Source organism: Brucella sp. NBRC 113783, from assembly GCF_040372265.1.
GTDB lineage: Bacteria > Pseudomonadota > Alphaproteobacteria > Rhizobiales > Rhizobiaceae > Brucella > Brucella teleogrylli.
On sequence record NZ_BAABRX010000002.1, the window covers coordinates 681715 to 703589 of the forward strand.

Consider the following 21875-nt stretch of genomic DNA (forward strand, 5'->3'; position numbering starts at 1 on the left):
TCATGTCCGCATCCGCTTCGCTCATTGCCACTTTGATCGCCAACCCGGCCAAGGCCGCTCTTGTTCCGTCGCTCGGGATTAAAGCGTCAGCGGCAGTGAATGCAACAGGACTTTACTGGCTTGCAGATGGTATTGCCTGCGATATCCCCCTGCCAATCGGCTTGAGCGCCGAAGAAGCTGACGCTGCGCTGCGCGCTACGCTGGATGGCGCACCCGTCGACGTGGTTGTGCAGGAGCAGGATCGTCGCCGCAAGAAAATCCTGATCGCCGACATGGATTCCACCATGATCCAGCAGGAATGCATTGATGAACTGGCCGAAGAGGCAGGCTTGCGCGACCATGTGGCCGCTATCACCGCCCGAGCTATGAATGGTGAAATCGCCTTTGAACCAGCCTTGCGCGAGCGCGTTGCCCTTCTGAAAGGCTTGCCGCTTCAGGTTATCGACAAGGTGATCGCCACCCGCATCACACTCACCCCCGGCGGGCCGGAACTGGTGCGCACCATGCGCAAGCATGGCGCCTATACCGCGCTCGTCTCGGGCGGTTTCACGTCTTTCACCCACCGTATTGCCGAAATGATCGGCTTCAATGAAGACCGCGCCAATCTCCTTCTGGATGATGGCGCCAAGCTGACCGGCGTTGTCGCGGAACCGATTCTTGGTCGCGAAGCCAAGGTGGAACGGCTGGAAGAAATTGCAGACCGTCTTGGGCTGACGCCCGAGGATGCGATTGCGGTCGGCGACGGCGCCAACGATCTCGGCATGATCCAGCTGGCGGGAACCGGCGTTGCCCTGCACGCCAAACCGGCGGTGGCAGCGCAAGCCAAGGTTCGCATCGACCATGGCGACCTGACTGCACTTCTCTACATTCAGGGTTACAGGATAACGGATTTCGTCGAATGATCATTCTGGAAACGCCAAGGCTCATCATTCGAAATTGGGAGGATCGCGACCGCGACCTCTTTCACACGATCAATTCCGACGAAGATGTCATGCATTTCTTCCCGTTCCGGCACGACCGGCAACAGTCGGACGAACTTTTCACCCGGCTGCGCACCATGATTTCGAAAACCGGCCTTGGTTTCTATGCTCTCGAAGAAAAGACAAGCGGTGAATGCATCGGCTTTGCCGGTCTTGCCCGCACCAATCTTGAGCCGCATTTGCCGGATGGAACAGTGGAAATCGGCTGGCGACTAGCCCGCCCTTTCTGGGGAAAGGGCTTTGTGACCGAAGCCGCCAAAGCTCTTCTTGACTACGCCTTCGGTTCTCTGGGCCTGTCTGAGGTGGTTTCTTTCGCCGTACACAACAATGATCGCTCCACGAACGTCATGCAGCGCATTGGCATGGTGCGCGATCCTTCAAGTGATTTCGATCATCCGCGCGTACCGGACGAAACGCCCCAACTGAAACGCCACGTCGTTTATCGCGCTCATGCGACCTGACCGGCGCACCAGCCAGAAGACCATGCCCACTGGAAATTATAGCCACCGAGCCAGCCGGTGACATCGACCACTTCGCCAATGAAATAGAGGCCGGGCACCGACTTGGCCTCCATGGTGCGCGAATCGAGATCGCGTGTATCGACACCGCCCAGCGTCACTTCCGCCGTGCGATAGCCTTCCGATCCGGCGGGCTTGATGCGCCAGTCGTTGACGGCAGCTTCCACACGCCGAAAAAGCTTGTCGGACATATCGGCGAGATGCCCGCTGGCACCGTTTTCCTCGGCGATTGTCTGTGCAAGTTTCTTCGGAAGGTACAGGCCGAGTGCTGTCTGCAGGGCCTGCTTTCCATTTGTCGTGCGCTGCGCACGCAAGGCTTCGAACAGATCCGTACCGGGCAACATGCTGATGCGGATTTCATCGCCCTCTTTCCAGTAGGACGATATCTGCAAAATCGATGGACCACTGATGCCGCGATGCGTGAACAGCATGGCCTCGGCAAAACTCGTCTTGCCGCAGGCCACCACCGCATCGACGGCGATACCGGCCAGCGGCTTCAACCGTTCCAGCGTATTCGGTTCAAAAGTCAGCGGGACCAGCGCCGGGCGTGTCTCGACCAGCCGCAAGCCGAACTGCTCGGCGATGTCGTAGCCGAAGCCGGTTGCGCCCATCTTGGGGATAGATTTGCCACCGCAGGCGACCACCACGGAACGGCATCTGACTGTCGTGCGGATGCCGCCTTCCATCAGCCGCAGCTCAAACCCTTCTCCTAGTATTCTGGCTATACTCTCGACACCGCAGGAGGTTTTCAACCGCGCGCCGTGGCGCTTCATCTCGCCAAGCAGCATGTCGATGATCTGCGTTGCCGACCCATCGCAGAAAAGCTGGCCAAGCGTCTTTTCATGATAGGCAATGCGATGCCTCTCGACCAATGCGATGAAATCGCGCTGCGTATAGCGGCTCAAAGCGGAGATGCAGAAATGCGGATTGCGCGACAGATAGTTTTTCGGGCTGGCGTGGATATTGGTGAAGTTGCACCGCCCGCCCCCGGAGATACGGATTTTCTCACCTGCCGTCCTGGCATGATCGACAACCAGCACGGAACGACCGCGCTTGGCTGCTTCGATGGCGCACATCATCCCGGCTGCGCCCGCGCCTATCACGACAATATCGACAGTTTCCAAACCCGCACCACTCCACCACCCAATCGGGCATTGAATCTCGTTCTCAGCACTTGCCGCTATTTGATTCAAATCGCAAATGAAAACGGCACTGCGGGATGATCCGCAGCGCCGTTCCAGGTTCATTTCGCACAGGCGTTCAGTCGATCCGAACCGTCACAAAACGCAGTTCGCCAGAGCGCGACGCCAGCATGAACAGCGCATTCTTGCGCCCTTCCCGTCGCAGCGCATCAATGCGCTTCTTTACGTCTTCGGGCGCCTTGACCGTGACCTGGTTGATATCGACGATGACATCGCCGGTTTCAACGCGCTTGTCGCCCGCAGCCGAACCCGGAGCGACATAGAGGATCGCCACGCCCTGCACGTCTTCGGCAATCCCGAACTCGCCACGCACATCGTCGTTGAGCGCAGAAAGCCTCATGCCGAGCACGGACGGGCCGGTGGCTTCGCTCTTCTGCTCCTGCTTCGGGGTAGCTGGCGCTTCCTCACCATCCTCACCCTCCGCTCCATCCGGAACCGGCGCCTGATCTTCGGTAGCAGCTTCAGTGCTCTTGTCGTCTTCAACAAGACGACCGAGCTTCACCTTGACGGTCTGTTCCGCACCGTCACGGACAACGACGATTTCCACATCCTTGCCGACCGCGCTTTCGGCCACGAGGCGGGGCAGATCGCGGGCGGTATCCACTGGCTTGCCTTCATAGCGGATAACCACATCGCCAGCCTTCAGCGCCGTATTGTCCACGCCGGAATTCTCGATCAGCCCGGCAATCAGCGCGCCCTTCGGTTCTTTCAAACCAAGACTGTCGGCAATATCCTGCGTCACCGGCTGGATGCGAACGCCGAGCCAGCCGCGCTTGACCTCGCCGAATTCCTTCAGCTGGTTGATCACGCCGACTGCCATTTCAGCCGGAATGGCAAAGCCGATGCCGATGGAGCCGCCGGACGGCGAAATAATCGCCGTGTTGATGCCGATCACCTGGCCGCTCATGTCGAATAGCGGGCCGCCCGAATTGCCGCGATTGATGGCAGCATCCGTCTGGATGAAATCGTCATAGGGGCCGGAATTGATATCGCGCTTGCGCGCCGAAATGATCCCGGCGGTCACGGTTCCGCCAAGCCCGAACGGATTGCCGATGGCCAGAACCCAGTCGCCAATACGCGCCTTGTCGGAATTGCCAAACTGCACGGCCTTGAGCTTGTGCTTGGCCGGATCGACTTTCAGGACAGCCAGATCGGTCTTGATATCCTTGCCGACCAGCTCGGCTTTCAGCTTGGTGCCGTCGTTGAAATTGACTTCAATCTCGTCGGCATCCGCAATGACGTGATTGTTGGTGACGATGAAGCCCTTTTCGGCATCGATGACGAAGCCCGATCCAAGCGACTGCACCTTGCGCGACTCGTCGCTCTGTTCGCCGTCCTTGTTGTTGAAGAAGTCTTTGAAATATTCCTGAAACGGTGAGCCTTCCGGCACTTTCGGCATCGGAACGGGGCCATCGCCCTCGCCGCCATCGTCTTTCACGGTCTGCGAGGTGGAGATATTCACCACCGCATCCAGCAGCCCTTCTGCGAGATCAGCGACAGAACCCGGCCCCTGAATGCCTTTCACGGGAGCGTCCTGAGCAAAGGCAGGCGGCGTTGCGACCGTCAGCGTTCCGGTGACAGCCAGCGCGCCCATTGCCACGGTTGCGAATAGGGTGCGAGCGAATCCCGCCTTCGGTACGATTGCCATAAAGCTCTGCTCCGATCCTGAATATCTACGCAAATAACCTAAAGGTTAGATCGCCGCAAATTAAGGCCTGTTTACGGCCCCGTATAGGCAGAGGGCCATAAATAACGGAACCAGAGGTGCTTATCCCCTGACAAGCCAGACGATGCCGACGCCGATGGCAAGCGCCGCTATACCGGCAATGCGCAACATGCCTTCCGGTGCTTCGCTCGCCTCCCGGGCGAGCTTCTTGGCGAAAAAAGGAAAGCCGCCGTAGAGCAGCCCCTCGATAACGAAGAGAAGTCCTACGGCGGCTAGAAAATCGCTCATGAGAGCTGTTCCCGCACTTTACTGCGAAGGCGTTGCCAGCTTGCCGCCAGCATCACGGAAGAACTTGAAGAACTCCGAATCCGGCGAGAGAACCAGCGTCGTATCCGGCGTTTCGAGCGCTTCGCGATAAGCGGCCATCGAACGATAGAAGGCGAAGAAGCCCGGATCCTTCGATGCGGAGGCTGCGTAGATTTCACTGCGCTGCGCATCGCCCTCACCGCGAAGGATTTCCGATTCCTTGCGCGCTTCGGCAATCGTTTCCACAACCTGACGGTCGGCCACGGCGCGGATACGCTGGGCGGCTTCACGGCCACGGGCACGCAGACGCTCGGCTTCCGCCAGACGTTCCGCCTTCATGCGCTCATAGGTCTGCTGCGAGACTTCTGCCGTCAGATCGGTACGGCGGATACGCACGTCCTGGATGGTCAGGCCGAGCGAAGTCGCATCAGGACGAAGCTGATCGCGCACTTCACGCATCATGTCGCCGCGCTCTTCAGAAAGAGCGGCTTCAAAACCACGCTGACCATAGACACCACGCAGCGATGCATCGAGACGGGTGCGCAAGCGCTGTTCGGCAAGGAGCGTGCTGCCCGAAACCGTTTCACGGAACTTGCGGGCATCGGTGATGCGATAGACGAGGAACGCATCGACGTCATAGAACTTGCCGCCCGAAACCTGAACGCGGATGTCGTCCAGATCGAAACGCAGCAAACGGTCATCGATCATCTGCACCGTATCGGCGTCAAGGAAGCCGAATGGCAACTTGAAGTAGATGCCAGGCTCGGTCTTCACGCTGACGATCTGACCGAAACGAAGAACGATTGCCTGCTGGCGCTCCGAAACGATGAACGTCGCGGAATAAAGCAGGAAGGCGAGGACAGCGATAATGCCGGCAATGATCGGAAGTCTGTTCTGAGCCATTACTGTGCACCTCCGCCGGTCGAGGGGGTCGTGGTCACGGTTGCACCCGGAGTTGCGCCTGCGCGCGGTTGCTGGCGCATCAATTCGTTCAGCGGCAGATAGGGCACGACGTCCTTTCCTGGTTCCACAATGACTTTCTTGGTGCTTTTAAGCACCTGTTCCATGGTTTCGAGGAAGAGACGGTTACGGGTCACTTCCGGGGCTTTTTCATACTGGCCGAGAACCGAGCTGAAACGCTGCGCTTCACCTTCGGCGTCCTGAACGACGCGGTTCTTATAGGCTGCCGCTTCTTCGCGAAGCTGAGCGGCTTCACCGCGGGCCTGACCGAGTTTCTGGTTGGAATACTGGTTCGATTCCTCGATGAATCGATCCTCGTCCTGTTCGGCGCGCTGCACTTCGTCGAAGGCGTCGGCCACTTCACGCGGCGGCGATGCGTCTTCAATCGACACGGCATTGACCTGAATACCGGCCTGGTAGGTGTCGAGTGTCTGCTGCACGATAGCGCGCACGCTTTGCGCAATCTCGGCACGATTGTCGCGGAAAACGTCCTGCGCCGGGCGGCGACCGACGATTTCACGCATCGCGCTTTCCGAAACCTGCTGCACCATCGCATCCGGGCTGTCGACATTGAACAGGTAAGCGCGCGGATCAGAAACGCGATAGAGAACCGAGAACTGGACATTCACGATGTTCTGGTCGCCGGTCAGCATCAGACCCTGCGTCGCAGTACGGGAACCCTGAGCGCCGATATTGATCTGCTTTTCGACGATTTGCGCCTTTTCATAGGTTTCAATCGGCCACCAATGGAAATGCAAGCCAGGTTCGGAAACTTCAGCCTTCGGCTTGCCGAAACGAAGTTCAACCGCCAGTTCATCCGGCTGTACTGTATAGACGGACTGGAAAACCCAGAAGCCGAGCAAGGCCGCGCCGATCAGGAAATAGATCGGGCGATTGCCGCCGCTGCGACCACCGCCGCCGGGGAACACCTGCTTCAGGCGATCCTGGCCTTTGCGCAAAATATCCTCGAGATCAGGTGGCGTATTCTGGCCGCCCCCGCGCGGGCCCTTCGGGCCCTGTCCCCAGGGGCCATTATTATTGTTGTTATTATTGTTGTCACCGCCGCCGCCACCCCATGGGCCGCCGCCGCCATTCTGATTGCTCCAGGGCATCCTCACCTCTAAGCTTCTGTTTCCCGCATCTCCGGCAAAAAACGCCTCAGCGCTTTTAACGGAGATGCTCCCGGAAGACGGGAAAGCAAGGCGCAAACCCCCGTCATCAACTAATGTTACCGTTTTATAGGCATCGGGAGGCGCGCTTTCAACGGAAGCGCAATAAAATTCCTATGTTATGCTTTACGCAACACGCTTTTCGTAAACCATATAGCGGGTCGGATGGCTGTCTTTATCGCCGGCTGGCACGTCTTCCGACGAGACCAGACGCCACCCATCAGACTTAATCTCCGGGAAATGTGTGTCCCCATCGATTGCCGCCAGAACCCGCGTCAGATGCACGCGGTCCGCCAGTGGCAAAGCCTGCGCATAAATCTTGCCGCCGCCAATGATGCAGACCTCGCCAGCGCCGAGCTCTTCGGCAAGCTTGCGCCCAAGCGCAATGCCCTCTTCCAGCGAGCCGACGATATGTACGCCTTCAGCCTGAAAATTCGCATCGCGGGTCACGACGATGTTCGGTCGTCCCGGCAAGGGTCGCCCGATCGACTCCCATGTGCGACGCCCCATGATGACCGGCTTGCCGAGCGTCAGCGCCTTGAAGCGCTTCAAATCCGTCGAAAGCCGCCATGGCATATCGTTGTCGCGCCCGATCACGCCATTCTCGGCTGCAGCCACGATAATCGAAACGACCGGCTTATCCGTGTTCACGCTCTCACTCATACCGCAATCGGCGCCTTGATCGTCGGATCGGCTTCATAGCCTTCCAGCGCAAAATCCTCGTAACGGAAGGCAAACAGGTCCTTCACATCCGGATTGATGCGCATGACCGGCAGCTTTTTCGGCGTGCGCGTCAATTGCAGCCGCGCCTGCTCGAAATGGTTGGAATAAATATGCGCGTCACCCAGCGTATGGATGAATTCGCCGGGCTTGAGGCCCGCCACCTGCGCGATCATCATGGTCAAAAGCGCGTAGGAAGCGATGTTGAACGGCACGCCAAGGAAAATATCCGCCGAGCGCTGATAGAGCTGGCAGGACAGTTTTCCGTCTGCGACATAGAACTGGAACAGGCAATGGCATGGCGGCAGCGCCATTTCATCGACCAGCGCCGGGTTCCAGGCTGATACGATCAGGCGGCGGGAATTCGGATTGCCATGCAACATCTTCATGAGATTGGCGATCTGGTCGATATGGCGACCATCCGGCGCTGGCCAGGAGCGCCACTGATAGCCGTAAACTGGGCCGAGATCGCCCTTATCATCCGCCCATTCATCCCAGATCGAAACGCCGTTTTCCTTGAGATAGGCAATATTGGTATCGCCCTTCAGAAACCACAACAGCTCATAGATGATCGAGCGCAGATGCAGCTTCTTGGTGGTCAGGACCGGAAAGCCCTCCTCCAGATTGAAGCGCATCTGATAGCCGAAAACCGAGCGCGTGCCCGTTCCCGTGCGGTCGCCGCGATCGGTGCCGTTGTCGAGCACATGCTGGAGAAGATCGAGATAGGTGCGCATGGGATGTTCCCGGATAGGGTTTTTCGAGATCGATTCGTTTCGACCCTACTATAAGGAAAAACCCCGGCGCGGGGCACCGGGGTTCGAATTCCACAGGCAATATGCACCGATCAGAGATCGCCGAGTTTGCCGAGCTGCTTTGCCACCAGATAATAGAAGGTCACGCGGTGCTTGTTGCGGTCGCCCTTCATGACTTCGGCGACGTGGTTCACCACTTCTTCTGCCTTGGCGGCATCGGTCACGCCGAGCTTCTTGCCAACCCAGCTGTCGCGCACACGCTTCAGTTCTTCCGGATCGGTCGCCGAAACGAGCGAGGAGTCGCGATTGCGTAGCGCAATGCCCAGATGCTTGACGATCTTCTCGACAACCGCTTCATCGGCGGCGGCATCGTAGCGACGGACATCTGCGAGGTATTCACTCATATATCGGCTCTCCTTCAGTGGGGCACACCGCCCAGTCTAAACCGCAATTCCGGATAGACCGGAAGAAAACTCCAGCCTTTCCAATATATATGCGACCAAGATTGACCAGTGAGAGCAAGCTGTCAACGGCAATTATGAGAAACAACCCATGAGAATGAGCTTTTGCCCTGCAAAGAACAAAATCTAACTTAACATAATCTCGGTATAAAAATTTCTTCACGCATATAACGCCTATTTGATAAAAATTTGAAATCTACTTCCAATTTTACGACAGGTTTTATTATGTTTCGATCCTTATCTATTATCACTGCATTGCATATTTTTCTTTATCCAGCTCATGCCTATTCGGCATCAGCGGACATTTCGCAGAAAGATATTGCGGGTTATATTCAAGATCATAAAAATGAGCAGCTGTTGCTCCTTGAAAAACTGGTCAATATCAACAGTGGAACCGCAAACGCCGACGGCGTGAAACAGATCGGGAATCTTCTGAAACCGGAATTCGAAGCGCTTGGCTTTGATGTTCGATGGCATGATCTTCCGGCAGACTTGAAACATGCGGGCACACTGGTCGCCCGACATACCGGAAACGCGAAGACGCGCATTCTCCTGATCGCGCATCTGGATACGGTGTTTCCGCCAACAAGCAAGTTCCAGCACTTCACCCTTTCTCATGACGGAAAACAGGCAAGCGGCCCCGGCGTCATCGATGACAAGGGCGGGCTGGTCACCATTCTCTATACGATGAAGGCGCTTAAAAACGCCGATGCGCTCAAAAATGCGAATATCACAATCGTCATGACCGGCGACGAGGAACTGGCGGCGCGACCGACGAGCCTCTCCCGGAAAGTTCTGATGGACGCCGCGAAACAAAGCGATATCGCGCTGGGGTTTGAATTTGCACTTGCCCCCGATGAACTGGTCGTCTCCAGACGCGGCCTGTCCGAGTGGTTTCTGACCGCCACCGGAAATGCCGCACATTCCTCGCAGATTTTCCAGCCCAATGTCGGCTTTGGCGCTGTTTATGAAATAGCCAGAGTGATTGATGCATTGCGTATGGAACTAACGAAAACGCCCGATATCACCATGAATGTAGGGCTTCTCCTCGGCGGGCAGCAGGTCCACGAGGATATTGATCAGGGAACCGGGACCGCCAGCGGGCGCAAGACCATCGTTCCGCCCAATGCACTGGCGCATGGCGATCTGCGCTTCATGACGAAGGATGAACGTGACGCGATTGAAGCCTCCCTGCAAAAGATCACAGCGCAGCCGCTTTCCGGGACACACAGCAAGGTCGAGTTTCAGGATATCATGCCAGCAATGCCAGCAACCAACGCCAATTATGCGTTGCTCTTGCAATATAGCGCCATATCGCAGCAACTTGGCGGCCCTGCGCTGAAGGCTGTAGCCCCTGATGAGCGTGGCGGCGCGGATATTTCCTATATCACGCCTTATGTAAAAGCGGGCATTGACGGATTGGGGCCATGGGGTTCGGGCGCACATACCGAGCATGAAACGCTTGAAGTTGCTTCGCTTCCCGAAGCGACGAAACGAGCTGCCCTATTCATATTTCAGAAAATTCAGGAGTAAATTTGCCCCTGACAAATATAACCGCCCCTCTTCCAATATGGATCGACCGCGCCTATATACGTCTCGCTGGCGCAAGCCAGCTATGGTGATAAACGGACGGTGTAATAAACCCATTGGACCCGGGGGCGGTACCCGGCGCCTCCACCAGAACACAGGCTCTATGATTGGTCTGTGCTGTGGCGGGGGCGAAATAGGATCGACAAGGGTGTAAAGATCGCTCTTTTACTCGGCATGATACCACCGTTATCGGGTCAATTGAGTAGTTGCAAATGACAACAAAGCTCAGGGTTATGCTCTCGCTGCCTAATGGCGGTGCGGGAAACCCACTCTAAAGCCCTTAGGGTTAGCACCTTAAGGCGGGGTTCGGAGGCACCTGGCAACAGAAGCCTCCACTTTCCCTCTTCAATTCAGGCTGCTGCTGCTTCCGTATCGAGATCGCTCGCTTTGCGGGAGAGAACGATCTGCGTCAGCACGAATGCGGTCAGCGCACAACCGGCGATTCCGCCGACCATAGGCACAGCCGTTCCGTCGAAGAACGAACCGGTAATGCCAATCGCCAGACCGCCAATCACAAAATGCAGCGTTCCCATCAGCGCCGAAGCCGTACCGGCAATCGCGCCATAATCTTCCAGCGCCAGAACCGCCGTGGTCGGTATAACCAGCCCGAGGAAGCCGTAACCGACGAACAGGAAACTTGCGATCAGCCAGAGCGATTGATGCCCCATCAGTACGGCTGCGAACATAGCGAGCATGGCGGCAGCGAAACCGGATACGGCAAAGCGCATTACACGGCGCAGCCCGAATCGCGCACCCAGCCAACCATTCAGCTGGGAAACGCCGAAGAACGACACCGCATTGGCCGAGAAAGCCAGCGCATATTCGTTCGGGGTCAGACCGTAGTGATCGATGAGCACGAAGGATGAATTGGCCAGATAAACGAAGAACGAGGCAATGCCAAAGCCGCCGACGAAAACCAGCCCTAGGAAATAGCGGTCCTTGAGCAAGCGGCCATAGCCGCGCAGCGCGCTCCCAACGCTGCTTTCAAGCCGCGCTTCACGCGTTCGCGTTTCCTGTTGGGCCGTCGCAAGCAGCACAAGGCCGATAATCGCCGCGACCAGAACAGCCCAGAACACGCCGCGCCAGCCAAAGAAGCTGATAATGACCGAGCCCGTGAGAGGCGCCAGAATCGGCGAAATGGAGAAGACCAGCATCAACAGCGACATCAGCCGCGCCGCTTCGACGCCGGTATGCAGATCACGCACCACAGCGCGCGGAATCACCATGCCCGCCGCAGCACCCAACCCCTGCAGGAAGCGAAACAGCACCAGCACATCAATGTTGGTCGCCAGCGCGGAGCCGACGCTGCCGATGGCGAACAGAATCAGCCCACCGTAAAGCGGGACTTTGCGCCCGACCATGTCCGACAGAGGCCCACAGAAAAGTTGGGCAATCGCCAAGGCGATGAAGAAGGCAAGCAGACTCATCTGCACCGCGCCGGTTTCCGCATGGAGGTCGGCGGCAATCGTCGGCAAGGCAGGGAGATACATGTCGATCGCGAAGGGACCGACGGCGGAAAGAAGACCAAGAACAATCGCATTGCGCACAAGACTCGAAGCCATGGGAGACGCGCTTTCATCAATGTTTCGTGAGGTGCCCGCACCGGTTTCGGATCGCCAACTTCGCTTGGGAGGGTGGATCGCTGGGCTCGCAAAACCGGTACTGGATTGAATAACTCTATGTAACTGCTATGGCTTTTCAGATGATATCCGGGATATACGCGCTTAAACGGGCAAACCAGACTTCTGAAATGACTGTCACAGTCTCTTGTCTAGACGAAATGCCAAAAGGAATTTGACATTGATGTCAAATTAGACACCATTGTCCAAAACGTCAAGTCATCTTATGTTGGGCTTATGAAACCTACTGACATAATCGAAATGGCCGCCCCGCCGGTGAAGCGTAGCACCACCGGAAAAGGGCTGAATGCCGCTGCAAACACTGCCGCCATGAAGCCTGGGCAGTGCATGAAGCGCGATTTCATCCTGTGTTCTGCGGCGCGTGTTTTCTCGCGCGACGGGTTTCAGGGCGCCAGCATCGATCTGATTGCAAACGAGGCCGGCGTTTCGCGCCAGACCATCTATAACCACTACCGCGATAAGGAAGCTTTGCTTGCCGCTGTGGTTGAAGACGCCTTGGACCGCATGAATGCAAGCCTGTTTGCCGTGCTGTCCACTTTTCCACAGAGCGGTGACAATCTTGAGCGGGATCTGACGGCCTTCGCGATCCGCATGAGTCGGAACTGCGTTTACGATCCATCGGGTGCTTTTCTGCGCAAGCTTTTGCAGTCGAGTACGCCCGACATGTCTTTCGCGGGCTATATCTGCAAGACCAAGGGTCCGGCGCAGGCTGTCCCGGCCATTGCCGCGTGCCTGTCCCGTCTGGCGCTGGCGGGACATTTGCGCCTCAATGATCCTGATCTGGCGGCACTGCATTTCATGGCCCTGATCAGCGCCGATACGCAGCTGCACGCCTTGCACGGATGCGCAATCGATGACGACATCATCGAACGCAGCGCCATCAATGGCGTCAGGACATTTCTGCTGGCATTTGGCGGGACCGCTTCGTCGCCGCAAGCTGCCCCTCTCCCCTGACAGATCGAGCAGTGCTGCCGCACTTTCGCGATATATATCATCGTTTCCTGCGAGAACGAACTTGACATCTGCCTGCGAATCCGTGGGATAAGAAACCCATGGTACAGGATCTGATCCGTTACGACATTCTCGCTCAGGAAGCCCTTCGTGGCGTCATCCGCAAGGTTCTTGCGGAGGTGGCCAAGGCTGGCCTGCCGGGCAATCATCATTTCTTTATCACGTTCCTCACCGGAGCGCCGGGCGTGCGTATTTCCACGCGCCTGAAAGAGAAATATCCCGAGCAGATGACAATCGTGTTGCAGCATCAGTTCTGGGACATGAATGTCACCGATCAGCTGTTCGAAGTTGGCCTGTCTTTCGGTGATATTCCCGAAAAGTTGGTGATACCATTCTCGGCAGTGCGTGGTTTCTACGACCCGTCCGTCAATTTCGAACTTGAGTTCGATGTTGCGGCAGTTCAGCCGACCAGCGACAATGACGAAGACCACAATATCGCGCCAATCGAGATGATGCCGGTGGAAACCGCGCCCGAAAAGCCGGAAAAGCCCAAGGCGAAGTCGCGCAAGACTGCTGCTGAAAAGCAGGCAGCAGCCGCGAAAGATAATGCTGAGGGCGAAGATACGCCGAAGCCATCCGCCGACGTGGTATCGCTGGACGCTTTCCGCAAGAAGTAAATCTTCTTCCCAACTTTGCATGATTTCATAAAGGCTTTGGCTGCGCTGCGAGTATGTTGCTGTGGCCAAAAACCGTTCGTATAAAACTGTCGTCAGACAGGGCGTTATTTCATAGTATCGTACTGACCAGACCATTCGTTTTGACTTCGATCAAGGCAACCGAATTTTAAAATGATAGGATAGCGGCCATTACGGCAGTGGAAATCAAGGCGGGAATCTCATGGTCCGTTTGTTAGCGCAGGCAGTTCTCTGGATAAGCGGCGTTATCGCTGCGTTTTTCATCGCGAGCGACGCGCCGAACTTTCCCCTCTGGCAAATGACCATCGGCCTTTTGCTGCTCGTCGCGGTTTCAGTCGCGATCTGGTGGTTCACCAATCCCAAGGAACCGAGACAGTAAGCCAAGCCGACAGCTTGCAGCCCGTCGGAGCGCCGCGTTATAAAAGCGTGTGTCAACGCACTAAGAGCGCATCCCGAAAAGTGTGAAACGGTTTTCGGGTTAGATGCGCGTTAAAACAAAGAATTAGAGCGCCGATCTGATGCAATCAGATCGAAACGCGCTCTAAGCCATCCGAGACATCGACATGAGCGACATCGTCAATCTGCGGCAGTTCAAGAAAAAGAAAGCGCGTGACGCCAAGGAAAAGCAGGCGGATCAAAACCGCATTCTTTTCGGACGAACGAAAGTGGAAAAAGACTTCGCGCGCGAAGAGACCCGCAAGAGCGAACGCTTTCTGGACGTGAATCGCCTGGAGCGCAAAGACGACGCGGATGGTGAGCTTTGAGCACCGGCGGCCTGCGCAAGCACTCGGTCAGCATTCGCGGCCATGCGACCAGCTATACGCTGGAAGACGAATTCTTCGAGATTCTCCACCAGATCGCCGAAATGCGCGGCCAGTCGATTGCATCACTGGTGGCCGAGGTGGACAGCAAGCGTGAGCGCACCACCAACCTCTCATCGGCGCTGCGGCTCCACGTATTGAACTGGCTCAAATCGCAGATACCACCAGCCAGCTGATAGCAAACCGATCAGGGCTGCGGCACGGGTGCGCTCGGTGCTGGCTCCAGACTTTTCAGGAATTCATTCAGCGACTGTCCACCTTGTGGGCTGGCCAACGGCATCGCCGCGCCATTTTCGGCCCCGCCTTCCGGATTGGCTGGCCGCGGCTGCTCCGACTCGCGACGCTTCTTCTCCTCAGCTTGTTTTTCTGCTGCAACCCGTGCCGCCGCTTCGGAACGACGGCGCGTCTCGTCTTCCTGCTGAGCACGTTCACGTTCCGCCGCATCAGCTTCCAATACGCCAAGCTGACGGCGCAGACGCTGCTTTTCCATTAGACTGGCCTGCATGGCCTCGACGCGTTCCTGCTCGCGCTCCAATGCGCGCTGGGTCAGGAACTGCACAAGCGGCTGCCGGTCGAGCTTCACTTCTGGCCGGTCATAGGTTCCGCCGATGGTGAAGGCCACCTGCGGCGCAAGGCCGGTCTGCGCGCCCTCATCACCCTGGAAGGTAAAAGTTCCGCTGCCCCCGACGCCGAGCGTCGAAAGATCGAATTGCAAATCGCTCAACAAAGCTGCGTTGCCGTCCGACAGGTTGGCGGCAGACATCCGCGCCGTACCGCCCGCTACCGTGAATTCGAAACGCGCGTCGCCGGGCGTAAACCGCGCATCCGGGGCGACGGCCTTGTCGGCAATGGCGGCAAACCGCTTCGCATCCAGTTTTTCGTCGCCCGCAGGCTGATCGCCAATGCCGTCAGCGGCTGCGACCATGGCAGGCAGCGCCGCACCATCAAGACCAGCGACCGCGAATTTCTCGACATCCACGGTCGCGGTTCCCGCCAGAGAACCGACCAGCGCGGCAGCGTTTTCGCCACTGCCATTCAGCGTCACCGCAGCCTTGACGACACCACCCAGCGGGGCCGAACCATCTTCCAGATGGTAGAAATTGGCGAGGTCCGCACCGCTCCATTTCAGATCGGTCGAAAGCAGCGCATTCTTGTCGCTGTTGCGCAACGACAGGGTGCCGACGAGATAACCCCCTGCCCAGTTTCCGGTCAGTTCGGTGAGGCTCAGACTATCGATCGTCTTTTGCAGCCGCGTCGAAAACTCGGTCGCCGTGCCGAAACCTTGCATATGCGCCTCAGCAACATTCAACTTCACATCGATCAGCAGCGGCAGCGACGGACGAACCGCAAAGGCCCCACGCGGCCAGATGGACTTTTCTGTCGGCTTGGCTGGTTCAAACGCGTCCTGACCGAGCATGATGGCCGCCAGACCATCGACTTCAAGCGAAGCGAGCTTCGCTTCGCCCTTCAATTGCGGCAATCCGCTATCGGCAAAGTTCGCCTCCAGCCGCGCCGAAACATCTTCGCCACCCAACTGGCCAGCAAGATTCGGAAAGCGCAAAATGCCTTTGGCAAACTGGAAATCACTGGAAAGCTCAGCGGAAAGCCCCGCGCCATAACCCGGCAATGCATAGCCCGCTGTCGCGATGAATGGCTGCAGATCGGCTGATTTGACCTGCGCCTTGCCGCTTGCGGCAATATCGTTGCCGATCAGCGAAATCACCCCGTCAGCCGAAGCCGTGCCATCCGGCGCCGTCAGCTTGAGAAGCGTCCGCATTCCGGCGCTTGGCGCGCCCTGCATGGTCAGATCGGCGGTAAGTTCACCGGCAAGGCCCAATGGCAGCGACGGCAGGCCGATCAGCGCCAGCACTGCCTCTCCCTGCTCGGAACTAGCCGTGCCGTTCATCTGCATCTGCAACGGGTCTGCTTCCGTCTCGCCACCGCTGGCCGTTCCCGACAGGTCGAGCTTCATCCCACCGGTCTTGCCAGTGACGCTGAAGGAGAACTCGCCGCTGCCGGGCGAAGTCTTGGGCCTAGTCTCGGCTGGTCGCGCACTTTTACCCTTGGCTGCGCCGTTCTTCACGGGATTGGCTTGCGTTTCCGGCCTGACCGGCGCAACCGCATTGGCGATCACGTTGATCTCGCTGTCTTCAAACAGACCGGGGAAATTGGCCGCGCGCGCCGACAAGGCATGGAACAGCGGCAACTGCGGATAACGGTTCGCGATCAACGCGATAAAGCGGGACAGATCGCCCGAAAGGATCGTCGCGTCGAGCTTGCCCGACGGTGAATTGGCGAAAGGCTCATAGGCGCCGGTTGCCGTCAGCGTCGCATCGGCGACATCGCTGATCATCAGCCGGTCGAAATCGAAGCGTCCATCGTGAAGGCGCATCGCCAGATCGACATTGGCCGCTTCCATATCCTTGAACCGCACAGGCCCGGCCTTGAAGCCGACATTGAGCGTTTGCGCATCGAGAAGCGCCAGCCCCTCGCCGCCGGAGAAGAACGAAACGAAAGCCTGCAAGGCATCGCTCTCCACCGCGCCGCCCTGGAGATTGACGTCGATGGTCGGCTGCGCCGCCCCATTGACCTGCCGCAGCAGGGATCCTTTGAGCCACGTCTTGCCCAGACCGATTTCCAGATCGTCGATGCGCTGCATGCCGTCGCGCAAATCGACCTTGCCGGAGAAGCCGGCCCCGTCGAGCGCGCGGATCGATTCATCCACGGTCTCATTGAGCCAGGTGGCAAGACCGGATGGCTGGCGCGATGCCACCAGCATCTCACCCTTGAAACCGAAATCATCGCCAACCGAAAGCCTGCCCTTGGCCTCGACCTTGGTGCGCCCCGGCAGGTCAGCCGCGAACTGGCGAATATTCCAGTCGCCGCCATCGGGTTCGGCGTTGATCGTTACGGAGCGAATGGTGGTTCCACCGGCAACGACCGCTGGCAAACGAAGGTCAATACGGCCCGGTATGGTCGGGATTGGCAATTGTTCGAGAACGCGGCGCGCAATGGCGATGCGGTCCGTCAGCGGCATGGCGGAAGCAACCTGCTGGTCTTCCGCCGTCTCGCTTGGGCCCCAAAAAATCTGCTGCCCATCGGCGCTGATTTCAAAGCGCGGCACATTGCCGTAATCAATCAGCGCCTTGCCATTGACCACGTAAGGATTGTCGGCTGGCCCCTGCTCCATGCGGAATTCGCTTGCATCGAAGCGGTCGGTATCGGCGGCAAACTTGCCGGTGAGGCGCAGGCCACTGAAAAACGGCTTGTCGGCGGACGCGTCTTTCTGGCTTTTGGCGTTTTGCGCCACCATATCGGAGGAGCGCAGCGAAAAATCGCCCGCATAATTCAACCGGCCGTCCTTGAGGACGATATCGCCATCGGTTTCGAATGCGGCGGGAATAGCTTCCGGCGAAACACGCGCCCGCAATCGCAGAGAACCGTCAGGCTTCGCCTCGCCGCTCGTCAGATCGACGGAAAGCTTGCGGCCCGCAAGGCTAAAACTGCTTTGCGCCTGCCATGGCCCCGCGAGGCTGTTGGCCGACAGCACGGCATTCAGGCCCGTGGCCTCATGAACGCGCCCGCTTGCCAAGTCATGCAGCGTCACGGTGCCGTCGCTGATCGACAGCCGTTCGACCTTGATCTGCGATGGATCGAGCGGCGTGGACGGACGAATGGCCCAATCCACCTTGCCGTCCTTATCCAGCGAGATCGAAACGCGCGGACGCTCGACGCGCATGTCGAAAATCAGCACCTGACCGCGCAGGAAAGGCATCAGTTCCGCATCCATCGAAAACCGGGCGAGCGTCATCACCGGATGCGTTGCATCGGCCCCGACGCGGACATCGGAAAAGGTCACAGATGGAAACGGCAGCAGCCGCGCATTCACATCGCCCGCCACCTTGACAGGACGTCCCAGAATGCGGCTCGCCTCGCGCTCGAAATCGGCCCGATAGCCACTCCAGTCGACAAAAGGCGGCACCACCAGCGCCGCTGTCAAAAGCAGCACCAGAAGCCCGCCGACAATGACGAATATGCGGCCCAAGAAGCAGCTCCGGTCAGTCAGGTGAATTCGGTCAGGCGCGAGACAACAGGTGAATCACGCCATATTTACCAACGCAACATAGTGCATCATCGCACAAAGTGCGAAGCGGTTTTCAGGATTGCGCGGCAACAAAAAACAGCATCGGTTCGGCGACAACAAGGCAAGCTGCCGCCCAACCGATCCAAATAGGTCCGCTCGCTGAATCACCCTCTGAGCCGAGCGGCGCAAAAGGCTGATTTGATTCAGGAAATCAGGATTTTACCGGGGTTCATGATATTGAGCGGATCGAGCGCTTTTTTGATCATGCGCATATAATCGGTCGCTTCACCAAGCTCCATGGCGAGATATTTCATCTTACCCTGACCGATGCCATGTTCGCCCGTACAGGTTCCTTCCATGGCCAGCGCCCGCATCACGAGCCGGTCCATAAAAGCTTCTGCCCGCGCCATTTCTTCCGGGTCTTCCGTATTGAGCAGCAGAAGCAGATGGAAGTTGCCATCCCCCACATGACCGACGATCGGCGCGATGATGTTGCTCTCCGCCAGATCGCGTTCGGTCTCGGTGATACAATCGGCCAGACGCGAAATCGGCACGCAGAGATCGGTCGAAATGCCCTTGCAGCCGGGGCGCAGCAGCGACGAGGCGAAATAGGCGTCATGGCGTGCCCGCCACAGACGGTCACGCTCCTCGGCGTCCTGTGTCCAGTGGAACGGTCCGCCGCCATGTCCGGCGGCGATTTCGCCGAAAATCTCGGCCTGTTCCGCAACGCCGGTTTCCGTGCCGTGGAACTCCACGAACAGATAGGGCTGCGCTTCGTAGGGCAGCTTCGAATAGAGGATCAGCGCTTCCATCTGCAACTTGTTGACCAGCTCGATACGCGCCACCGGCACGCCCATCTGGATCGTATCGATCACCGCGCGACAGGCCGATTCCACATCCGGGAACGGACAGATGCCGCCGGAAATTGCCTGCGGAATGCCCTGAAGCTTCAAGGTCAGCTCCGTAATGATGCCGAGCGTGCCTTCCGCGCCGATCAGCAGGCGGGTGAGGTCATAACCGGCGGCGGTCTTCTTGACGCGCTTGGACGTTTCGATCAGGCGACCATCCGGCATGACGGCTTTCAGCGCCAGAACATTCTCGCGCATGGTGCCATAGCGAACCGCATTTGTGCCGGATGCGCGTGTCGAGGCCATGCCGCCGAGCGTCGCATTGGCGCCTGGATCGATGGGGAAGAACAGGCCGGTATCGCGCAGATATTCGTTAAGTTCCCTACGCGTGACGCCCGGCTCGATGACGCAGTCGAGATCTTCGGCATGGACGGCCAGAATGCGGTTCATATGCGTCAGATCGAGCGATACGCCGCCCGCCGCCGCATTGACCTGACCTTCCAGCGACGAACCAGCGCCGAAAGCCACCAGCGGTACGCGATGTTCGGCGCAAATGCGCACCACATCCTGCACGTCCTGCGTATTCTCAGCGAACACCACGATATCCGGCGCCTGCGTCGGCACATAGCTGGTGGTGTGGCCGTGCTGCTCACGCATGGCCTGCCCGGTCTGCGCCCGCTCGCCAAAACGCTGCTTGAGGATACCGACAACAGCGGCGATCCCCTCTTCATTGCGTGGAAGCGCGATCACATGCTCAAGCGACATTGTTCATTCTCCGGAATATTAAACAGCAGGAAGAGCCAATGCTGCCGGGTCCTGCCCCAGCTGCAAGGCGATGGCGCGCACGACGAGATTGTGATCCTCGCGCTGCGGCAAGCCCGAAACGATGGCGGCTCCAATCACACCAACGCCCGCAACGCGGATCGGGAATCCACCGCCCGCCAGCGCGTAATCAGTTACATCCAGCGCCTTATGCGGCGCAAACATCCGGTCTTCACGATTTTGTTCCAGAACCAGACGATAGGTCGAAGCATGGAAACGGCGCACGACATTGAACTTGCGGCGCAGCCATTCAGAATTATCCGCCGTGGTGCCGATAGTCGCCGCGAAGAACAAACGTCGGTCCCACAGCGAAATATCGATGCCCACGCCGAGCTTTTCCTTCACGGCGATATCGCGAATTCTATGGCCGAGCGCAAAAGCGTCGTTCTCGTCGAAAGACGGAAAAATCAGTGCCTGTTCCTGACGGATGATCTGCCCGATCGCCAATTTGGTGTCGTCGCCTTGCGCCACGTTTATCGCTCCATGGAAACTCAGATGGGTTTCTTGTGCCCCTTCATTCACATGTTTGCAACAGCGGATATCCACCGACGTTCATCGCCAAACTTGATTGATGGTACACAAGACGCTAGTGGAACCTTATGGCTCAGAACCCCAATATCGATGTGCCTTTGAAGGGCGACCAAATTCCCCCGTTTGTGGAGACAGCCGTGTTTAAGCGCGACGTGTTTTCCGAAACGCGCGCGGGCTATTTTGCGAACGATCCCGACACGCGCATTATCCGCCGTGTGGTGAGCGCTGCTCCCTGGTGGTCGAGCCCGCTTGCATGGATTCTCGCCCGGCGCGAAATTCGCGGTCTGAAGACCGTGCGCGGCATTGAAGGTGTGCCGCAGCTGATCGCAACGGATCGCGACGGCCTCTATCGTTCGTGGACGGAAGGCACGCCGCTGCATCTTGCGCGCCCGTCCGATCCGAAATGGTATCGCACCGCGCATCGAATCTTACGCGATATGCGCCGTCTTGGCGTCACGCATAACGATCTTGCCAAGCCGCAAAACTGGCTGATGACGCCGGAAGGCGAAGCCGCGGTAATCGACTTCCAGCTTGCCAGCGTCCATCGTCGTCGTGGCGCGCTCTATCGGCTGATGGCGTATGAAGACTTCCGCCACCTCATCAAGCAGAAACGGGCATTCGCCAAGGATCTGATGACGCCGACGGAAAAGCGCATTCTGGCGCGCCGTTCGCTGCCCTCGCGCATCTGGCTCGCCACCGGCAAGAAGGTCTACAACTTCATCACACGCGGCATTTTCAGCTGGTCGGATGGTGAAGGCACGGGCGACCGTATCGACAATGAAGGCCCGGCGATTCTGGCCGCACTCAAGTCTGATCCGCGCGTCAAGGACGTGGCGCTGGCGCTTTATTCGCTGCCAGCCAAGGGCGTGGGTCTCTATGCTTTCGTGGAAACGCTGGATGCGGACGAAAAAAGCCTGCGGGCGCGTCTGAAAAGCCAGAAGGTGGAGCTGATCCAGCCGGTCGCGCACCTGCCGCGTCGTGAAGACGGCACCATTCGCGACGATATCCTGCGGCTGATCGCCATGAACCAGATGACGGAGCTGGATGACCTGCTGCAGCGCGAGCCGGAACTGCGCGGCCTTGTGGAAGCGCTGGCCGCCCATCGCCTAAACTTCACGGACCGGCGCGTTACTCAATTAGAGTAGTCGAATATTTTAAC

At 58.1% G+C, this 21875-nt stretch carries 21 protein-coding genes and 1 other RNA gene; 10 read left to right on the forward strand and 12 right to left on the reverse strand.

The genetic code is table 11. From position 1 onward, the window contains the following. The first annotated feature begins 2 nt into the window (after positions 1–2). Complete coding sequence (gene serB / locus ABWW11_RS08630; protein ID WP_109369376.1) at positions 3–902, forward strand: phosphoserine phosphatase SerB; 900 nt, start codon at positions 3–5, stop codon at positions 900–902. After that, positions 899–1441 (forward strand): GNAT family N-acetyltransferase, encoded by a 543-nt coding sequence (locus ABWW11_RS08635; protein ID WP_109369377.1) that lies wholly within the window; start codon positions 899–901, stop codon positions 1439–1441. The genes serB and ABWW11_RS08635 overlap by 4 nt, the downstream gene beginning before the upstream one ends. Here ABWW11_RS08635 and ABWW11_RS08640 read toward each other — a convergent pair. The 8 genes from ABWW11_RS08640 to ABWW11_RS08675 all read right to left on the reverse strand — a co-directional run bounded on the left by ABWW11_RS08640 (position 1429) and on the right by ABWW11_RS08675 (position 8677). Beyond that, positions 1429–2622, reverse strand: a complete 1194-nt coding sequence (locus ABWW11_RS08640) for a BaiN/RdsA family NAD(P)/FAD-dependent oxidoreductase (RefSeq protein ID WP_109369378.1) — start codon at positions 2620–2622, stop codon at positions 1429–1431. The two genes, ABWW11_RS08635 and ABWW11_RS08640, sit on opposite strands and share 13 nt — an antisense overlap. A gap of 136 nt (positions 2623–2758) precedes the next feature. Further along, the gene (locus tag ABWW11_RS08645) at positions 2759–4348 is read right to left on the reverse strand and encodes a Do family serine endopeptidase (RefSeq protein WP_109369379.1); all 1590 of its coding nucleotides are present in this window, start codon (positions 4346–4348) and stop codon (positions 2759–2761) included. Between the two features lie 120 nt (positions 4349–4468). Next, on the reverse strand, positions 4469–4654 hold the full coding sequence (locus ABWW11_RS08650) for a DUF2065 domain-containing protein (protein ID WP_109369380.1): 186 nt from the start codon (positions 4652–4654) through the stop codon (positions 4469–4471). Positions 4655–4672: 18 nt separating this feature from the next. Continuing rightward, the gene (gene hflC / locus ABWW11_RS08655; protein WP_109369381.1) at positions 4673–5575 is read right to left on the reverse strand and encodes a protease modulator HflC; all 903 of its coding nucleotides are present in this window, start codon (positions 5573–5575) and stop codon (positions 4673–4675) included. Continuing rightward, positions 5575–6744 carry an FtsH protease activity modulator HflK gene (hflK, locus tag ABWW11_RS08660; RefSeq protein ID WP_235891956.1) on the reverse strand — a complete coding sequence of 390 codons (1170 nt, stop codon included), beginning with the start codon at positions 6742–6744 and terminating at the stop codon, positions 5575–5577. Before hflK ends, hflC begins: the two co-directional genes overlap by 1 nt. Before the next feature lie 183 nt (positions 6745–6927). Then, a complete protein-coding gene (locus ABWW11_RS08665) occupies positions 6928–7377 on the reverse strand; it encodes a dihydrofolate reductase (RefSeq protein WP_371831120.1) in 450 nt (149 codons plus the stop codon). Positions 7378–7460: 83 nt separating this feature from the next. After that, positions 7461–8255, reverse strand: a complete 795-nt coding sequence (locus ABWW11_RS08670; RefSeq protein ID WP_109369382.1) for a thymidylate synthase — start codon at positions 8253–8255, stop codon at positions 7461–7463. A gap of 110 nt (positions 8256–8365) precedes the next feature. Next, positions 8366–8677 carry a DUF2853 family protein gene (locus ABWW11_RS08675; RefSeq protein ID WP_109369383.1) on the reverse strand — a complete coding sequence of 104 codons (312 nt, stop codon included), beginning with the start codon at positions 8675–8677 and terminating at the stop codon, positions 8366–8368. A 414-nt stretch (positions 8678–9091) separates the two neighbouring features. Here ABWW11_RS08675 and ABWW11_RS08680 point away from each other — a divergent pair, with 414 nt between their 5' ends. Then, a complete protein-coding gene (locus tag ABWW11_RS08680; protein ID WP_209445957.1) occupies positions 9092–10267 on the forward strand; it encodes a M20 family metallopeptidase in 1176 nt (391 codons plus the stop codon). A 26-nt stretch (positions 10268–10293) separates the two neighbouring features. After that, positions 10294–10661, forward strand: a transfer-messenger RNA (tmRNA) gene (gene ssrA / locus ABWW11_RS08685). A gap of 13 nt (positions 10662–10674) precedes the next feature. Here ssrA and ABWW11_RS08690 read toward each other — a convergent pair. Beyond that, positions 10675–11886 (reverse strand): multidrug effflux MFS transporter, encoded by a 1212-nt coding sequence (locus tag ABWW11_RS08690; protein WP_109369385.1) that lies wholly within the window; start codon positions 11884–11886, stop codon positions 10675–10677. A 294-nt stretch (positions 11887–12180) separates the two neighbouring features. Here ABWW11_RS08690 and ABWW11_RS08695 point away from each other — a divergent pair, with 294 nt between their 5' ends. The 5 genes from ABWW11_RS08695 to ABWW11_RS08715 all read left to right on the forward strand — a co-directional run bounded on the left by ABWW11_RS08695 (position 12181) and on the right by ABWW11_RS08715 (position 14607). Continuing rightward, on the forward strand, positions 12181–12918 hold the full coding sequence (locus ABWW11_RS08695) for a TetR/AcrR family transcriptional regulator (protein ID WP_109369386.1): 738 nt from the start codon (positions 12181–12183) through the stop codon (positions 12916–12918). 98 nt (positions 12919–13016) lie between these two features. Beyond that, positions 13017–13592, forward strand: coding sequence for an SspB family protein (locus ABWW11_RS08700; RefSeq protein WP_109369387.1), 576 nt, complete (start codon positions 13017–13019; stop codon positions 13590–13592). Between the two features lie 220 nt (positions 13593–13812). Next, a complete protein-coding gene (locus ABWW11_RS08705) occupies positions 13813–13989 on the forward strand; it encodes a hypothetical protein (RefSeq protein WP_167836041.1) in 177 nt (58 codons plus the stop codon). 184 nt (positions 13990–14173) lie between these two features. Continuing rightward, positions 14174–14374 carry a DUF4169 family protein gene (locus ABWW11_RS08710; protein WP_109369388.1) on the forward strand — a complete coding sequence of 67 codons (201 nt, stop codon included), beginning with the start codon at positions 14174–14176 and terminating at the stop codon, positions 14372–14374. Next, a complete protein-coding gene (locus ABWW11_RS08715) occupies positions 14371–14607 on the forward strand; it encodes a ribbon-helix-helix domain-containing protein (protein WP_109369389.1) in 237 nt (78 codons plus the stop codon). Before ABWW11_RS08710 ends, ABWW11_RS08715 begins: the two co-directional genes overlap by 4 nt. Positions 14608–14618: 11 nt before the next feature. Here the strand turns inward: ABWW11_RS08715 and ABWW11_RS08720 are convergent, their stop codons facing one another. The 3 genes from ABWW11_RS08720 to ABWW11_RS08730 form a co-directional block, all read right to left on the reverse strand. Further along, on the reverse strand, positions 14619–18476 hold the full coding sequence (locus tag ABWW11_RS08720) for an AsmA family protein (RefSeq protein WP_109369390.1): 3858 nt from the start codon (positions 18474–18476) through the stop codon (positions 14619–14621). A 242-nt stretch (positions 18477–18718) separates the two neighbouring features. Beyond that, a complete protein-coding gene (locus ABWW11_RS08725; RefSeq protein WP_109369391.1) occupies positions 18719–20128 on the reverse strand; it encodes an FAD-binding oxidoreductase in 1410 nt (469 codons plus the stop codon). Between the two features lie 18 nt (positions 20129–20146). Then, on the reverse strand, positions 20147–20656 hold the full coding sequence (locus tag ABWW11_RS08730) for a heme-degrading domain-containing protein (protein ID WP_109369392.1): 510 nt from the start codon (positions 20654–20656) through the stop codon (positions 20147–20149). Between the two features lie 128 nt (positions 20657–20784). Between ABWW11_RS08730 and ABWW11_RS08735 the strand changes: the two genes are divergently transcribed. Then, a complete protein-coding gene (locus ABWW11_RS08735) occupies positions 20785–21861 on the forward strand; it encodes a serine/threonine protein kinase (RefSeq protein ID WP_109369393.1) in 1077 nt (358 codons plus the stop codon). Positions 21862–21875: the final 14 nt, after the last annotated feature.

Bases quoted from the DNA above. Each gene is read 5' to 3' on its own strand.
- serB (WP_109369376.1), top strand. From the start codon at position 3: ATGTCCGCATCCGCTTCGCTCATTGCCACTTTGATCGCCAACCCGGCC.
- ABWW11_RS08635 (WP_109369377.1), top strand. From the start codon at position 899: ATGATCATTCTGGAAACGCCAAGGCTCATCATTCGAAATTGGGAGGAT.
- ABWW11_RS08645 (WP_109369379.1), bottom strand. From the start codon at position 4,348: ATGGCAATCGTACCGAAGGCGGGATTCGCTCGCACCCTATTCGCAACC.
- ABWW11_RS08650 (WP_109369380.1), bottom strand. From the start codon at position 4,654: ATGAGCGATTTTCTAGCCGCCGTAGGACTTCTCTTCGTTATCGAGGGG.
- hflC (WP_109369381.1), bottom strand. From the start codon at position 5,575: ATGGCTCAGAACAGACTTCCGATCATTGCCGGCATTATCGCTGTCCTC.
- hflK (WP_235891956.1), bottom strand. From the start codon at position 6,744: ATGCCCTGGAGCAATCAGAATGGCGGCGGCGGCCCATGGGGTGGCGGC.
- ABWW11_RS08665 (WP_371831120.1), bottom strand. From the start codon at position 7,377: ATGCCATGGCGGCTTTCGACGGATTTGAAGCGCTTCAAGGCGCTGACG.
- ABWW11_RS08670 (WP_109369382.1), bottom strand. From the start codon at position 8,255: ATGCGCACCTATCTCGATCTTCTCCAGCATGTGCTCGACAACGGCACC.
- ABWW11_RS08675 (WP_109369383.1), bottom strand. From the start codon at position 8,677: ATGAGTGAATACCTCGCAGATGTCCGTCGCTACGATGCCGCCGCCGAT.
- ABWW11_RS08690 (WP_109369385.1), bottom strand. From the start codon at position 11,886: ATGGCTTCGAGTCTTGTGCGCAATGCGATTGTTCTTGGTCTTCTTTCC.
- ABWW11_RS08695 (WP_109369386.1), top strand. From the start codon at position 12,181: ATGAAACCTACTGACATAATCGAAATGGCCGCCCCGCCGGTGAAGCGT.
- ABWW11_RS08700 (WP_109369387.1), top strand. From the start codon at position 13,017: ATGGTACAGGATCTGATCCGTTACGACATTCTCGCTCAGGAAGCCCTT.
- ABWW11_RS08705 (WP_167836041.1), top strand. From the start codon at position 13,813: ATGGTCCGTTTGTTAGCGCAGGCAGTTCTCTGGATAAGCGGCGTTATC.
- ABWW11_RS08710 (WP_109369388.1), top strand. From the start codon at position 14,174: ATGAGCGACATCGTCAATCTGCGGCAGTTCAAGAAAAAGAAAGCGCGT.
- ABWW11_RS08725 (WP_109369391.1), bottom strand. From the start codon at position 20,128: ATGTCGCTTGAGCATGTGATCGCGCTTCCACGCAATGAAGAGGGGATC.
- ABWW11_RS08735 (WP_109369393.1), top strand. From the start codon at position 20,785: ATGGCTCAGAACCCCAATATCGATGTGCCTTTGAAGGGCGACCAAATT.